At 57.9% G+C, this 13,010-nt stretch carries 19 protein-coding genes; 16 read left to right on the forward strand and 3 right to left on the reverse strand.

The features are described 5' to 3' along the window. Window positions 1-66: 66 nt before the first annotated feature. Complete coding sequence (locus ACR0J2_RS10405) at window positions 67-894, reverse strand: SDR family NAD(P)-dependent oxidoreductase (RefSeq protein WP_170611867.1); 828 nt, start codon at window positions 892-894, stop codon at window positions 67-69. 69 nt (window positions 895-963) lie between these two features. Further along, a complete protein-coding gene (locus tag ACR0J2_RS10410) occupies window positions 964-1,593 on the reverse strand; it encodes an SH3 domain-containing protein (RefSeq protein ID WP_480812518.1) in 630 nt (209 codons plus the stop codon). Between the two features lie 198 nt (window positions 1,594-1,791). On the opposite strand from ACR0J2_RS10410, the gene ACR0J2_RS10415 reads away from it, so the two are divergent. The 14 genes from ACR0J2_RS10415 (at window position 1,792) to rpmD (ending at window position 10,716) form a co-directional block, all read left to right on the forward strand. Continuing rightward, window positions 1,792-4,140, forward strand: a complete 2,349-nt coding sequence (locus tag ACR0J2_RS10415; protein WP_480812519.1) for a DNA topoisomerase IV subunit A — start codon at window positions 1,792-1,794, stop codon at window positions 4,138-4,140. 98 nt (window positions 4,141-4,238) lie between these two features. After that, the gene (locus ACR0J2_RS10420; protein ID WP_170681495.1) at window positions 4,239-4,829 is read left to right on the forward strand and encodes a hypothetical protein; all 591 of its coding nucleotides are present in this window, start codon (window positions 4,239-4,241) and stop codon (window positions 4,827-4,829) included. A 116-nt stretch (window positions 4,830-4,945) separates the two neighbouring features. Next, a complete protein-coding gene (gene tuf, locus ACR0J2_RS10425; RefSeq protein ID WP_170805981.1) occupies window positions 4,946-6,121 on the forward strand; it encodes an elongation factor Tu in 1,176 nt (391 codons plus the stop codon). A gap of 307 nt (window positions 6,122-6,428) precedes the next feature. Further along, window positions 6,429-6,635, forward strand: a complete 207-nt coding sequence (gene rpmC, locus ACR0J2_RS10430) for a 50S ribosomal protein L29 (RefSeq protein ID WP_037311745.1) — start codon at window positions 6,429-6,431, stop codon at window positions 6,633-6,635. 4 nt (window positions 6,636-6,639) lie between these two features. Continuing rightward, window positions 6,640-6,870 carry a 30S ribosomal protein S17 gene (gene rpsQ / locus ACR0J2_RS10435; RefSeq protein WP_170613768.1) on the forward strand — a complete coding sequence of 77 codons (231 nt, stop codon included), beginning with the start codon at window positions 6,640-6,642 and terminating at the stop codon, window positions 6,868-6,870. Window positions 6,871-6,946: 76 nt separating this feature from the next. Further along, window positions 6,947-7,315, forward strand: a complete 369-nt coding sequence (rplN, locus tag ACR0J2_RS10440) for a 50S ribosomal protein L14 (protein ID WP_005621870.1) — start codon at window positions 6,947-6,949, stop codon at window positions 7,313-7,315. A 2-nt stretch (window positions 7,316-7,317) separates the two neighbouring features. Next, complete coding sequence (gene rplX, locus ACR0J2_RS10445; RefSeq protein ID WP_039523375.1) at window positions 7,318-7,629, forward strand: 50S ribosomal protein L24; 312 nt, start codon at window positions 7,318-7,320, stop codon at window positions 7,627-7,629. Beyond that, window positions 7,622-8,182, forward strand: coding sequence for a 50S ribosomal protein L5 (rplE, locus tag ACR0J2_RS10450; protein ID WP_170613766.1), 561 nt, complete (start codon window positions 7,622-7,624; stop codon window positions 8,180-8,182). The genes rplX and rplE overlap by 8 nt, the downstream gene beginning before the upstream one ends. Before the next feature lie 19 nt (window positions 8,183-8,201). After that, window positions 8,202-8,507, forward strand: a complete 306-nt coding sequence (rpsN, locus tag ACR0J2_RS10455; RefSeq protein WP_068340744.1) for a 30S ribosomal protein S14 — start codon at window positions 8,202-8,204, stop codon at window positions 8,505-8,507. 13 nt (window positions 8,508-8,520) lie between these two features. Continuing rightward, the gene (rpsH, locus tag ACR0J2_RS10460) at window positions 8,521-8,913 is read left to right on the forward strand and encodes a 30S ribosomal protein S8 (RefSeq protein ID WP_155148687.1); all 393 of its coding nucleotides are present in this window, start codon (window positions 8,521-8,523) and stop codon (window positions 8,911-8,913) included. A gap of 11 nt (window positions 8,914-8,924) precedes the next feature. Next, entirely contained in the window at window positions 8,925-9,458 is a 534-nt protein-coding gene (gene rplF / locus ACR0J2_RS10465; RefSeq protein WP_170467582.1) for a 50S ribosomal protein L6, read from the forward strand. 11 nt (window positions 9,459-9,469) lie between these two features. Next, window positions 9,470-9,829: a 50S ribosomal protein L18 gene (gene rplR, locus ACR0J2_RS10470; RefSeq protein ID WP_010437103.1), complete on the forward strand. Its 360-nt coding sequence runs from the start codon at window positions 9,470-9,472 to the stop codon at window positions 9,827-9,829. A 116-nt stretch (window positions 9,830-9,945) separates the two neighbouring features. Next, the gene (gene rpsE / locus ACR0J2_RS10475; protein ID WP_155148691.1) at window positions 9,946-10,515 is read left to right on the forward strand and encodes a 30S ribosomal protein S5; all 570 of its coding nucleotides are present in this window, start codon (window positions 9,946-9,948) and stop codon (window positions 10,513-10,515) included. Between the two features lie 12 nt (window positions 10,516-10,527). Then, the gene (gene rpmD / locus ACR0J2_RS10480) at window positions 10,528-10,716 is read left to right on the forward strand and encodes a 50S ribosomal protein L30 (RefSeq protein ID WP_170613764.1); all 189 of its coding nucleotides are present in this window, start codon (window positions 10,528-10,530) and stop codon (window positions 10,714-10,716) included. A gap of 108 nt (window positions 10,717-10,824) precedes the next feature. Here the strand turns inward: rpmD and ACR0J2_RS10485 are convergent, their stop codons facing one another. Then, window positions 10,825-11,481 carry a class I SAM-dependent methyltransferase gene (locus tag ACR0J2_RS10485; RefSeq protein WP_480812520.1) on the reverse strand — a complete coding sequence of 219 codons (657 nt, stop codon included), beginning with the start codon at window positions 11,479-11,481 and terminating at the stop codon, window positions 10,825-10,827. 252 nt (window positions 11,482-11,733) lie between these two features. Between ACR0J2_RS10485 and ACR0J2_RS10490 the strand changes: the two genes are divergently transcribed. Both ACR0J2_RS10490 and ACR0J2_RS10495 read left to right on the forward strand, forming a co-directional pair. Beyond that, window positions 11,734-11,949, forward strand: a complete 216-nt coding sequence (locus tag ACR0J2_RS10490; protein WP_170613762.1) for a DUF1127 domain-containing protein — start codon at window positions 11,734-11,736, stop codon at window positions 11,947-11,949. A gap of 161 nt (window positions 11,950-12,110) precedes the next feature. Beyond that, window positions 12,111-12,974 (forward strand): hypothetical protein, encoded by an 864-nt coding sequence (locus ACR0J2_RS10495; protein ID WP_480812521.1) that lies wholly within the window; start codon window positions 12,111-12,113, stop codon window positions 12,972-12,974. Window positions 12,975-13,010 lie beyond the last annotated feature (36 nt).

Here is a 13,010-nt window from a genome sequence, read left to right on the forward strand (position 1 = left end):
GTCCGCGTTTGTTTTCACGCCTCCATCTAGCGGGCGCAGCGGCAAAAGCGAATGGGTTTTTGTGTCTCAGCCCAATGACAGAATGCGATCTATGGTTTTTGTGGACAAAACCCGGCGCAGATACCCGGCGATGTAGGTGGGCGTGGTGACGTAATAGCGCGCGCGCGGCCTTTTCGCGCTTACCGCAATCGCGAGTTTGTCGGTCACGGCTGATGCGGGCAGTTCAAACCGGTCGGGGCCAGAAGATTCGTAGAGTCGCGTCAGCAGCGAAGTTTCGTATTTTTCGCGCAATGCCGAGTTTTCCCAGTCGATGAACCGTTCAAACACCGGGATCGAGTTTTCCCGAATTTTCGAAGTGATCGGCCCGGGTTCGATCAGGACGACCTTAATATCGGTATCCCTGAGCTCCAGCCGCAGGGTGTCGGTCAGACCCTCGATCGCGTATTTCGTCGCGACATACGCACCGCGCCAGGGGAACGCGACCAGTCCAAGCACCGATGAGCATTGTACTATACGACCGTGACCCTGACGCCGCATCACCGGGATGACCTGCCGGGTCAGTTCGTGCCAGCCAAATACATTGGATTCGAATATGACGCGCAACCCATCCGTCGGCACGTCTTCTATCGCACCGGGCAATCCATGTGCACCATTGTTGAACAGTGCATCCAGCGTGCCGCCGGTCGACTCAAGCACCTGTGCCAGGCCTGTTCGGATACTATCCGCATCTGCATAATCGATTCGCGGACTGTCAAAGCCCTGTGCCCTCAGCCTGTCGCAGTCGCGCTGTTGGCGGCAGGCCGCGAAGACTCGCCAGCCGCGGGCGCGCATCCCATGAGCCGCATCCAGGCCAATACCGGAAGAGCAGCCTGTGATCAGAATGGATTTCTGCATGTCATCCCCGAGATGTTCTTTTGCCAAAAGCTATGGCGCGGTCCCGGTCAGGACAATGACATCGCTGTGTCAGTTTTCTGTTTTTCGGATCAGTGAGGCGGAAATCCATCCGATCTGTTGCCCGGGCAACACGCGCAGCCGCAGCCAGCCGGTTCCCGAATCGCCAATCACTTCGACCTTCTGTCCGATCGAAACCTTGCCAACGACCGGATAGATCGTGCCGGGCCCATCGCGCATGTTGACGCGGGTGCCCGTAACTTCGCGGATGTCTTTTGCGGGCTCGGTGGGGGCAACGGTCTGCGAAACCCCGTCGGGCACCTCAGGTGTGATCTGACGCAGCGCTGCCGCACCCTGATCTAGAGACGCCAGAGAGAATGTCGCGGCCTGATCGCCAAACAGGGACAGGTCTGAATTCAGCCCAACAGCAACCTGCGTCAGCTGTGCCTGAGTATCGACCTGAACAGGCGCTGGTTCAGGTTCCAGCTTTGGCTTCTCGGGTTCGACCGGCCTAATAGCGGCTTTTTTCACAAGGTCTTCCGCCGGGGCCGGGGCAATCTGCTTTGGTGCAGGTTTGGGAACTGACGCCACTTGCACAGGTTTTTCCGTGCGCAGGCCGCGCGGCTCGAAATCGGGGCCGCCGCTCATCACGTAGAAGCTCCATCCGAGCAGAGCAAAGGTAACAAGTATAAGGCGCGTCATGACGCAATCCCCCGGGTAATCGCAACAACAAACAGGCAGCATTCAATTGATGAAAGTTTAGCATAGCTTGGGGATTGAGTCGAAAGATGGGGGAAATCCGGGGCTTGCCTCCCCGTGTTGCAAAAAGCGCGACTTGTCCCCAGTAAATTGTGCCCTGCTTGCTTTACCACGCCGCGCTTGCGTCGTATCACATCATATATGAACGACACGATCGACGACCCCAACATGGAGACCCCCGGCAACGGGGGTGAGGTAGCCGAACCGCTGCGCCGCGCGATTGGCGAACGCTATCTGACCTATGCGCTGTCCACCATCATGCACCGGGCGCTGCCCGACGCGCGGGATGGGTTGAAACCGGTGCATCGGCGAATCCTCTATGCGATGAGAGAGCTGCGACTCAGCGCAACCGGAGGATTCAGGAAGTCGGCCAAGATTTCCGGCGATGTGATGGGCAACTATCACCCGCACGGGGACGCCGCGATTTACGACGCGATGGCGCGTCTGGCGCAGGACTTCAACGTCCGTTACCCGCTGGTCGACGGTCAGGGGAACTTTGGCAATATCGACGGCGACAACCCGGCGGCCTCGCGATACACCGAGGCGCGGATGACCATCGTGGCCGAGGCGCTGTTGGAAGGTCTGAACGAGGACGCCGTCGATTTTCGCGACAACTATGACGGCACGCTGACCGAACCAGTCGTGCTGCCCGCACAGTTTCCGAACCTGCTGGCCAACGGCTCCAGCGGTATCGCGGTGGGGATGGCGACCAATATCCCGCCGCACAATATCTCGGAACTCTGTGATGCCTGTCTGCATCTGATCAAAACGCCGGACGCGCGTGACGACACGCTGCTGAACTATGTTCCCGGCCCGGACTTCCCGACCGGCGGCGTGATTGTCGAGCCGCCAGAGAATATCGCACAGGCCTATCGCACCGGGCGCGGTTCGTTCCGTCTGCGCTGCAAGTTCGAGGTCGAGGATCTGGGGCGAGGTCAGTGGCAGATCGTTGTTACCGAGATCCCCTATCAGGTTCAGAAATCGAAACTGATCGAAAAGATCGCCGAACTGATCCAGACCAAGAAAATCCCGATCCTCGCGGATGTCCGCGACGAATCTGCCGATGACATTCGCCTGATCCTGGAACCACGCTCCAAGAACGTGGACCCCGAGGTGCTGATGGGGATGCTCTATCGCAACTCGGACCTTGAGGTGCGGTTCAGTCTGAACATGAACGTTCTGATCGACGGGGTGACGCCCAAGGTTTGCTCGATGAAGGAGGTGCTGCGCGCTTTCCTCGATCACCGGCAAGAAGTGCTGATCCGCCGCTCGCGTCACCGTCTTGGCAAGATCGACCACCGGTTGGAGGTGTTGGAGGGCTTTATCGTCGCGTTCCTCAACCTCGACCGCGTAATCGACATCATCCGCTACGATGACGACCCCAAAGCCGCGCTGATGCGCGAGGATTGGGGCATCGATCACGTCCGCGCGACCAACGAGGCCGACTATGTCTCGCCCAAGCCAGGTGAGGGCGAGCTGTCCGAGGTGCAGGTCGACGCCATCCTCAACATGCGCCTGCGCAGTTTGCGCCGTCTGGAAGAGATGGAGCTGGTGCGTGAGCGTGATGAATTGATGCTGGAGCGCGCCAACCTCGAAGACCTGCTGGCCGATGAGGGCCTGCAATGGGCCAAGATCGCCGAGCAGTTGAAAGAGACCAAGAAGACATTCGGCAAAGACTACGAAGGCGGCGCGCGTCGTACGCGGTTCGCCGAAGCGGGTCAGGTCGAGGAAGTGCCGCTTGAGGCGATGATCGACCGCGAGCCGATTACGGTCGTCTGCTCTCAGATGGGGTGGATTCGCGCCATGACCGGCCATATCGACCTGAAGCGTGAACTGAAGTTCAAGGATGGCGACGGCCCACGGTTCATTTTCCACGCCGAAACGACTGATCGCCTGCTGGTGTTTGCCTCGAACGGGCGGTTCTACACGGTCAGCGCCGCCAACCTGCCCGGCGGGCGGGGCATGGGCGAGCCGCTGCGCCTGATGGTCGACCTGCCGAATGAGGCGCAGATCATCGACATTTTCATTCACAAGCCAGGCCGAAAGCTGCTTGTCGCATCGGATGCGGGCAACGGATTTATGGTGCCCGAGGATGATGTGCTGGCCCAGACCCGCAACGGCAAACAGGTGCTGAACGTCAAAGGCGACGAAACCGCGATGATCTGTAAACCAGTGGATGGGGATCACGTGGCCGTTGTGTCTCAGAACGGCAAGTTCCTTGTGTTCCCGACTGAAGACCTGCCCGAGATGACACGCGGCAAGGGCGTGCGCCTTCAGAAATATAACATGGCACGCGGCCGCCAGGGCACCCTGGAGCTGGATGGCGGGTTGTCCGACATCACCACTTTCAACTGGGAAGAGGGCCTGAAGTGGTCGATGGGTGGTGACAAGACCCGGCACGAGGCCGATATGTCCCAGTGGCTGGCTAAACGGGCCAGCGTTGGTAAAAAACCACCCTATGGCTTCCCGCGCGACTATAAATTCTCGTGATCAGGGCGCGCTTGCGGGTGGATTTCTGCCGATACGACTTGGCACAGGCCGTATCGGTGCGCTAGATCAAAGAAAAACAGGCCTATCGAGACGAGAACATGTTGCGCATTCTGACCCTGATCACCGGATTGGCCCTGATGGCCGCCTGCACCCAGACGCAGGTTTATGAAGAGCCAGAATCGCTGGGCGAATTCAAGCTGCGGGTCAACTATGCCTTTGCCGAAAAGGCGGTGCAGGGCCCGGTGTCGCGGGATGCGACGCCTGATGAATGGACCGCAGCCATTCAGAACGCGGTCGACATTCGCCTGGGTCGCTACTCCGGTGCACAGGAATATGACATCGGTATCAGTCTGGAAGGCTATATGCTGGCGCCTCCGGGCATTCCGGTAATCTACAATCCCAAAAGCACGGCGATTGTTCTGGTAAACGTCTACGACGTGAACAAGAAAGAGTTTCTGGCCAAGGGCAAACAGTTTCAGGTTCTTGAGGACACGACCGGCGGAAGTGCCCTGAAAGGTTCGGGACACGAGCGGACCAAAGAAGAGCAGATGAGCGGGCTTGCCCTGAAAGTCGCCGACCGGGTTGAGGAGTGGCTGGCCGAGGAACACAAGGACAATGGCTGGTTTGATCGGCGGCCCGATCTGATCCGGCCGCTCGAATCCGGGGATGTTACGCAAAATCCGGCATAAGGGGCCGCTTTTCCCTCAGGATGTGCTTGATTTTCCCCTTTGAACCAAATATCTCGCGCGCGCAGATGTAACCACGGGACCAAGGGTCCCCCAAATCGCAAAAGGGCGCCTGAGGAATGGCAAAGGAAAAGTTTGAGCGTACAAAACCGCACGTCAACATCGGCACGATTGGCCACGTTGACCATGGTAAGACGACGCTGACCGCAGCAATCACCAAGTATTTCGGTGACTTCAAAGCGTATGACCAGATTGACGGTGCGCCAGAAGAGAAAGCGCGCGGCATCACCATCTCGACCGCCCACGTGGAATACGAGACCGATGCGCGTCACTATGCGCACGTTGACTGCCCCGGCCACGCCGACTACGTCAAGAACATGATCACCGGTGCTGCCCAGATGGACGGCGCGATCCTGGTTGTGAACGCAGCTGACGGCCCGATGCCGCAGACCCGCGAGCACATCCTGCTGGGCCGCCAGGTTGGCATCCCGAAGATGGTCGTGTTCATGAACAAGGTTGACCAGGTCGACGACGAAGAGCTGCTGGAACTGGTTGAGATGGAAGTTCGCGAACTGCTGTCCAGCTACGACTACCCCGGCGACGACATTCCGATCATCGCAGGTTCAGCTCTGGCGGCGATGGAAGGCAACAACCCGGAAATCGGCGAAGCGAAGATCCGCGAACTGATGGCGGCTGTCGACGACTACATCGACACCCCCGAGCGCGCTGTTGATCAGCCGTTCCTGATGCCGATCGAAGACGTGTTCTCGATCTCGGGCCGTGGTACCGTTGTGACCGGTCGTGTTGAGCGTGGCGTGATCAACGTTGGCGACGAGATCGAAATCGTTGGTATCCGCGACACCGCGAAAACCACCTGCACCGGTGTGGAAATGTTCCGCAAGCTGCTGGACCGTGGTGAAGCCGGCGACAACATCGGCGCCCTGCTGCGCGGTGTTGACCGTGACGGTGTTGAGCGTGGCCAGGTTCTGTGTAAGCCGGGTTCGGTGACACCGCACACCAAGTTCGAAGCCGAAGCCTACATCCTGACCAAGGAAGAAGGCGGCCGTCACACCCCGTTCTTCGCGAACTACCGTCCGCAGTTCTACTTCCGTACGACGGACGTGACCGGCACCGTGACCCTGGCGGAAGGCACCGAGATGGTCATGCCCGGCGACAACGTGTCGTTCGGCGTTGAGCTGATCGCACCGATCGCGATGGAGAACGGTCTGCGTTTCGCCATCCGCGAAGGCGGCCGCACCGTCGGCGCCGGCGTTGTGTCGAAAATCATCGAGTAATTCGCATCTGCGAAAAGCTACGGAAAGGGCGTCCCACGGGACGCCCTTTTTGCTTGGTGCCCCACCGAGATTGTACAGGGAACAACCTCGGGAAGCATTGGTTTTGGCGCCAGGCTTGAAGCTTACGATTTGGCTGCACGCATTGGTCAAAACTTTCCCTTGCCACCCACCCCCCAAACCCTTATACGGCGGCATCCTGCAAGTCCCCCGGCTGAGTCGGGGGATTCGCATGTCTGTAATTCATCCACCAGGTCCAAGGTGACCCGTTTTCGGGGCCTTCTGGTGTTTTGAGCAAAGGAAAAAGGCGATGAACGCCCAAGAACTGCGTGACAAGACCCCGGACCAGCTCCGCGAGGAACTGGCCAACCTGAAGAAAGAAAGCTTTAACCTGCGCTTTCAACAGGCAACCGGTCAGCTGGAAAGCACCGCCGGCATCAAAGCGGCCCGCCGCAACGCTGCCCGCGTCAAAACCATTCTGAACGAAAAGGCCGCTGCCGCGGCATCCGAGGAGTAATCAGATGCCCAAGCGTATCCTGCAAGGCACCGTGACCAGCGACGCCAACGAACAGACCGTAACCGTATCGGTCGAGCGCCGCTTCAAGCACCCGCTGCTGCACAAAACCGTCCGTAAGTCCAAGAAGTACCGGGCTCATGACGAAAAGAACGCCTTCAAGGTCGGCGATACAGTCCGCATCATCGAATGCGCGCCGAAATCGAAGACGAAACGTTGGGAAGTTCTGGAAGCGTAAGCTTCCGGGATTTTTCCATTTGTCGAAACCCTGGGGGATTTAACAAGACCAGCCCCCACAGGTCGGGAGAAACCACATGATCCAGATGCAGACCAATCTGGATGTCGCTGACAACTCCGGCGCACGCCGAGTTCAGTGCATCAAGGTCCTGGGTGGTTCCAAGCGTAAATACGCCTCCGTCGGCGACATCATTGTCGTCTCGGTGAAGGAAGCCATCCCGCGCGGCCGCGTAAAGAAAGGTGACGTCCGCAAGGCCGTCGTCGTACGCACCGCCAAGGAAGTCCGTCGCGAAGACGGCACCGCGATCCGCTTTGATCGCAACGCCGCCGTCATCCTGAACAACAACAACGAGCCCGTAGGTACCCGTATCTTTGGCCCGGTTGTTCGTGAACTGCGCGCGAAGAACTTCATGAAAATCATCTCGCTCGCTCCGGAGGTGCTGTAATCATGGCTGCCAAACTCCGCAAAGGCGACAAGGTCGTCGTGCTGGCCGGCAAGGACAAGGGCAAAGAGGGAACCATTTCCTCGGTTGACCCCAAAGCCGGCAAAGCAGTTGTAGATGGCATCAACATCGCCATCCGCCACACCCGCCAGTCGCAAACCTCGCAAGGTGGTCGTCTGCCCCAGGCAAACCCGATCGACCTGTCGAACCTGGCTCTGCTGGACAAGAACGGTAAAGCAACCCGCGTTGGCTTCCGCATGGAAGGTGACAAGAAGGTGCGCTTCGCCAAGACCACGGGAGACGTGATCGATGCTTGATTCCGCAAAATACACCCCGCGTCTGAAAGCTCAGTACGCTGAAACCATCCGTGCCGCTCTGAAAGAAGAGTTCGGCTACAAGAACGACATGCAGCTGCCCAAGCTGGAAAAGATCGTTCTGAACATCGGTTGTGGTGCTGAGGCCGTCAAAGACTCGAAGAAAGCGAAAGCTGCTGTCGAGGATCTGACTGCAATTGCTGGTCAACAGGCCGTTGCAACCAAGGCGAAGAAGTCGATCGCGGGTTTCCGCGTCCGTGAAGACATGCCGCTGGGCGCGAAAGTGACCCTGCGCGGTGATCGGATGTACGAATTCCTGGATCGTCTGATCACCATCGCGATGCCTCGCGTTCGTGACTTCCGCGGTGTTAAGCCTTCTTTCGACGGTCGTGGCAACTTTGCCATGGGCATGAAAGAGCACATCGTGTTCCCGGAAATCGACTTCGACAAGGTCGACGAGGTCTGGGGCCTGGATATCGTAATTGCCACCACAGCGAAAACCGACGCTGAAGCGAAGAGCCTGTTGAAAGCATTCAACATGCCGTTCAACGCGTAAGCGCCGGGAGGATTGAGACATGGCTAAAAAAGCAATGATCGAGCGCGAGAAGAAGCGCGAACGCCTGGTGGCCAAATATGCCGCAAAGCGTGCCGAGCTGAAAGAAATCGCAAATGACGAGAGCCGCCCGATGGAAGAGCGCTTCAAAGCGCGTCTGAAACTGGCGAAACTGCCGCGCAACAGCTCGGCGACCCGTCTGCACAACCGCTGTCAGCTGACCGGCCGTCCCCACGCTTACTACCGTAAGCTGAAGGTCAGCCGTATCGCGCTGCGCGAGCTGGGTTCTGCTGGTCAGATCCCCGGCATGGTGAAATCGAGCTGGTAAGGGAGACATAGATATGAATGATCCTATCGGCGATATGCTCACCCGTATCCGCAACGCGCAAATGCGCGGCAAGTCCACCGTTTCCACCCCGGCTTCCAAGCTGCGCGGTTGGGTTCTGGACGTGCTGGCGGACGAAGGTTACATCCGTGGCTACGAAAACACGACCGGTGAAAACGGTCACCCGGCCATCGAAATCAGCCTGAAGTACTACGAAGGCACCCCTGTAATTCGCGAACTGAAGCGGGTCTCGAAGCCCGGCCGCCGCGTATACATGGGCGTCAATGACATTCCGCAGGTCCGTCAGGGTCTGGGCGTGTCGATTGTCAGCACTCCGAAAGGTGTGATGTCGGACGCAAACGCTCGCTCCAACAATGTTGGTGGCGAAGTGCTCTGCACCGTCTTCTAAGGAGGTCTGCAATGTCTCGTATTGGTAAAAAGCCGGTCGAGCTGCCCAGCGGCGTTACCGCCTCTGTGTCTGGCCAGACCATCGAAGTGAAAGGTCCGAAAGGCACCCGCAGCTTCACCGCCACCGACGACGTGACGCTGTCGGTTGAAGACAACGTGGTCAAGATCGACCCCCGTGGCATGTCCAAGCGTGCCCGTCAGCAGTGGGGCATGAGCCGCACAATGGTTGCCAACCTGGTAACCGGTGTGACGACTGGCTTCAAAAAAGAGCTGGAGATCCAGGGTGTTGGTTACCGGGCTCAGATGCAGGGCAACACCCTAAAGCTGAACCTGGGCTACAGCCACGATGTTGATTTCACTGCTCCGGAAGGTGTCACCATCACCGCGCCGAAGCAGACCGAGATCGTTGTGGAAGGTATCGACCAGCAGCTGGTGGGCGAAACCGCGGCCAAAATCCGCGAGTGGCGCCGTCCCGAGCCGTACAAAGGCAAGGGCATCCGCTACAAGGGCGAGTTCATCTTCCGCAAGGAAGGCAAGAAGAAGTAAGGACGCAGACAATGGCAAACAGCAAAAGAACCCTGTTTCTGAAGCGCCGCCTGCGCGTTCGGAACAAACTTCGCAAGGTCAACGCGGGTCGTCCGCGTCTGTCCGTACACCGTTCGAACAAGAACATCAGCGTTCAGCTGATCGACGACGTACGTGGCGTGACCCTGGCATCTGCCTCGACCCTGGAAAAAGACCTGGGTGTTGTTGGCAAGAACAACGTCGAAGCGGCCACCAAGGTGGGCGCGGCCATCGCCGAGCGTGCCAAGAAGGCAGGCGTCGAAGAAGCCTATTTCGATCGTGGCGGCTTCCTGTTCCACGGCAAGGTGAAGGCAGTTGCCGACGCTGCGCGTGAAGGTGGTCTGAAGATCTAAGACCTGCGGGCGGGTTTCGATCCGCCCCGATGATTCGGGGGCCTCGGCAACAGTCGGGGCTCACTTGGATTGAAGAAAACGGCGCCGTATGCGCCACATGAGAAAAGGGATGCCAAATGGCAGAACGTGAAAACCGTCGGGGCCGTGGCCGCGACCGTGAAGAAGCACCGGAATTTGCAGATCGTCTGGTCGCAATCAACCGCGTGTCGAAAACCGTAAAAGGTGGTAAGCGCTTTGGCTTCGCCGCTCTGGTGGTTGTCGGCGATCAGAAAGGCCGCGTTGGCTTTGGCAAAGGTAAAGCGAAAGAAGTACCTGAGGCCATCCGTAAGGCGACTGAACAAGCCAAGCGCCAGATGATCCGCGTGCAGCTGCGCGAAGGTCGTACCCTGCACCACGACATCGAAGGCCGTCACGGCGCTGGTAAAGTGGTTATGCGCACCGCACCTGAAGGTACTGGTATCATCGCCGGTGGTCCGATGCGTGCCGTGTTCGAAATGCTGGGCGTTAAGGACGTTGTGTCCAAGTCGCTGGGCTCGCAGAACCCGTACAACATGATCCGCGCCACCATCAACGGCCTGCAGAAAGAGCAGAGCCCGCGTTCGGTTGCCGCACGTCGTGGTAAAAAAGTCGCCGACATCCTGCCCAAGCGGGACGAAGCACCGGCTGCTGCTGAAGCAGAAGCGTAAGGAGAGCGAACCATGGCAAAAACCATCGTCGTCAAGCAGGTCGGTTCCCCGATCCGCCGCCCCGCTGAACAGCGCGCGACCCTGATCGGTCTGGGCCTGAACAAGATGCACAAGACCCGTGAGCTGGAAGATACCCCTTCGGTTCGCGGCATGATCCGCAAGATCCCGCATCTGGTAGAGATCGTCGAAGAGCGCGGCTAAGCGCGATAACTTCGAATGAATTGAAACGCCCCTGACTTCGGTTTTGGGGCGTTTTTTTCACCTTTGGTTTGCGGTTACATCCGCAAATAGACCTGGATCAGGCTCGCGTTACATCGACTGCGTAATGACTGCTTGCCGTCTGCCCTGTGGGCGGCGTTCAAAGACGACCACGCTGTCGTAGAAAGTAATACTGTCTGTAGTCCTGGTTATGTTGGTCACCTCAAAATCCTCTCGGACATGTTGAGCGTTCAATTCGTCAATTTTCGTTTTGGCAAACTCAATAAATGTGCCCTCGCGCCGAAGGCCTCCGCCAAATTTGGGCCAGTAAGAGGTGTGCATGTCCTCCACCAAATAGACACCATTGGAGGAAACACGCTCGTACAACGTGTCAAAGGTCTTGATGACGTGAGAGTTCACGTGACTTCCGTCGTCTATGACGATGTCAAAGCCCTCATATTGGTCAGCAACTTCAGCCAGGAAATTCTCGTCGTCCTGGCTGCCGATATGTACATTGATGTTTTCACCGGTGTGTTTTTCGCATTCGGGATTAATGTCTATCCCGACAATTTTCGAATTCCTGTGAAAATATTTACGCCACATACGCAGCGAGCCGCCTCCGTGAACCCCAATTTCCAGAATCTTAATAGGTCGATCGCGAAACCGGTCGAAATGGCGCTCGTAAATGTCAAAATAGTGCAGCCACTTGTGCAGGCGCTGTTCACCGTTGTTCAAAAAGTGCCGGTGTAGCAATCCCTTGCTGTTCATTCGGTCAAATTCCTTGATTAGAGTTTGCTGGACTTTGCCGTTCGCGGGGCTGATTTTCTACAGCAAATGCTTTGAACTTTGAGACCTTGCGCCTCGTACTTTGTGACCGTGGGGGTTATTCCAAAAACGCATACCGGCTAGACCGAAACTTGCGTTGTTAGCGTTATCCTCTGCGCCTATCTGAGCCTTGTCCCAAAAGGAACAAGACAAGCAACTCCGGGGAATACGCCCCGGTCAGAAAGGAACTCAGAAATGGCACATACCGCAACACTGACACATAACGGTTTCAACTTCTCCACCCGCTTCGCAAACTTCGTTGAACGCGTGAAGGCAGCCCGCGCGCAGGCGGCCGAGTACAACCGGACCTATGCCGAACTTCAGCGCCTGACCAACCGTGAGCTGGACGATATCGGCATTCGCCGTTGCGACATTGCGGACATCGCGCACAAGCACGCCTACTGCGTGTAAGACCACGCACCACCCGATCCAGAGGCGCCGTTATGGCGCCTCTTTTGTTTTGGGAGCCACGTATGCCACAGGAGCAGGTTATTTCCTGAACCCCGTTGCGAAAGCGCGCGGGATAGGTCAAGTGCTGAAAGGGTCGTTTCAGTTTGACGGAAAGGCCGGGCATGGCGCGGGAATTTCAGATCGGTATGCTGTGGGTCGATGGCCCGCTGAGCTTTCTGGAGCAGCTCTGCATCAAATCGTTTCTGGACGCTGGCCAGCACGTGCGCCTTTACACGTACGGCGATGTGCCCAACATTCCCGACGGAGCCGAACGGCGCGATGCGCGGGAGGTCATGCCCGACGAAAACATCATCACGCATAAGCGAACTGGCAGCCCCGCAGTACACGCGGACAGGTTTCGTTATCGCATGCTGGCACAGCATCATGATCTGATCTGGGCGGATACGGATGCGTATTGTGTCAAACCGTTCAACACGGAAAACGGCCATTTCCACGGCCGCCTCGCTGCGCATGAGATCAACAATGGTGTTCTCAGGCTGCCGCCGGACAGCCCGACACTCTATGATCTGATCGACTACACCGAAAACCCTTATCGTATCCCACCGTGGCTGCCGTCGAAGCTGCGGGCCGAGCTGATCCGCGATGCCCTGGACGGCAACCCCAAACATGCCGGTGAAATGCCCTGGGGCGTTTGGGGCCCCCGAGCGCTGACCTGGCTGTTGCAGCAGAATGGCGAGGATCGTTTCTCGTTTCCCACCCAAGTCCTTTACCCGGTATCTTATAAGGAACGGCGCGTCATGAGCCGGGCCAATGGTGGCGCCGAGCGATTCATTACGGACGAGACGATGTCGATCCATTTCTACGGCCGTCGCATGCGGTCATTCATCTTCAACAGGTTTTCCGGCATTCCGCACCCCGAAAGCCTGGTGGGTCAGCTTGTGAAAAAGCATGGTATCGATCCACATGCGGCACCGCTCAGGCCGAAGGGCGTTATTGAGGACGAAATGGCTGAGGGTGACGAATAACATCTGACCCTGCCCGCAGGCTTGCCAACTGGCATT

It is taken from the genome of Ruegeria sp. CG4 (assembly GCF_056537185.1).

Coding starts and splice junctions, on each gene's coding strand:
- ACR0J2_RS10405 (WP_170611867.1), bottom strand. CDS start 894: ATGCAGAAATCCATTCTGATCACAGGCTGCTCTTCCGGTATTGGCCTG.
- ACR0J2_RS10410 (WP_480812518.1), bottom strand. CDS start 1,593: ATGACGCGCCTTATACTTGTTACCTTTGCTCTGCTCGGATGGAGCTTC.
- ACR0J2_RS10415 (WP_480812519.1), top strand. CDS start 1,792: ATGAACGACACGATCGACGACCCCAACATGGAGACCCCCGGCAACGGG.
- ACR0J2_RS10420 (WP_170681495.1), top strand. CDS start 4,239: ATGTTGCGCATTCTGACCCTGATCACCGGATTGGCCCTGATGGCCGCC.
- tuf (WP_170805981.1), top strand. CDS start 4,946: ATGGCAAAGGAAAAGTTTGAGCGTACAAAACCGCACGTCAACATCGGC.
- rpmC (WP_037311745.1), top strand. CDS start 6,429: ATGAACGCCCAAGAACTGCGTGACAAGACCCCGGACCAGCTCCGCGAG.
- rpsQ (WP_170613768.1), top strand. CDS start 6,640: ATGCCCAAGCGTATCCTGCAAGGCACCGTGACCAGCGACGCCAACGAA.
- rplN (WP_005621870.1), top strand. CDS start 6,947: ATGATCCAGATGCAGACCAATCTGGATGTCGCTGACAACTCCGGCGCA.
- rplX (WP_039523375.1), top strand. CDS start 7,318: ATGGCTGCCAAACTCCGCAAAGGCGACAAGGTCGTCGTGCTGGCCGGC.
- rplE (WP_170613766.1), top strand. CDS start 7,622: ATGCTTGATTCCGCAAAATACACCCCGCGTCTGAAAGCTCAGTACGCT.
- rpsN (WP_068340744.1), top strand. CDS start 8,202: ATGGCTAAAAAAGCAATGATCGAGCGCGAGAAGAAGCGCGAACGCCTG.
- rpsH (WP_155148687.1), top strand. CDS start 8,521: ATGAATGATCCTATCGGCGATATGCTCACCCGTATCCGCAACGCGCAA.
- rplF (WP_170467582.1), top strand. CDS start 8,925: ATGTCTCGTATTGGTAAAAAGCCGGTCGAGCTGCCCAGCGGCGTTACC.
- rplR (WP_010437103.1), top strand. CDS start 9,470: ATGGCAAACAGCAAAAGAACCCTGTTTCTGAAGCGCCGCCTGCGCGTT.
- rpsE (WP_155148691.1), top strand. CDS start 9,946: ATGGCAGAACGTGAAAACCGTCGGGGCCGTGGCCGCGACCGTGAAGAA.
- rpmD (WP_170613764.1), top strand. CDS start 10,528: ATGGCAAAAACCATCGTCGTCAAGCAGGTCGGTTCCCCGATCCGCCGC.
- ACR0J2_RS10485 (WP_480812520.1), bottom strand. CDS start 11,481: ATGAACAGCAAGGGATTGCTACACCGGCACTTTTTGAACAACGGTGAA.
- ACR0J2_RS10490 (WP_170613762.1), top strand. CDS start 11,734: ATGGCACATACCGCAACACTGACACATAACGGTTTCAACTTCTCCACC.
- ACR0J2_RS10495 (WP_480812521.1), top strand. CDS start 12,111: ATGGCGCGGGAATTTCAGATCGGTATGCTGTGGGTCGATGGCCCGCTG.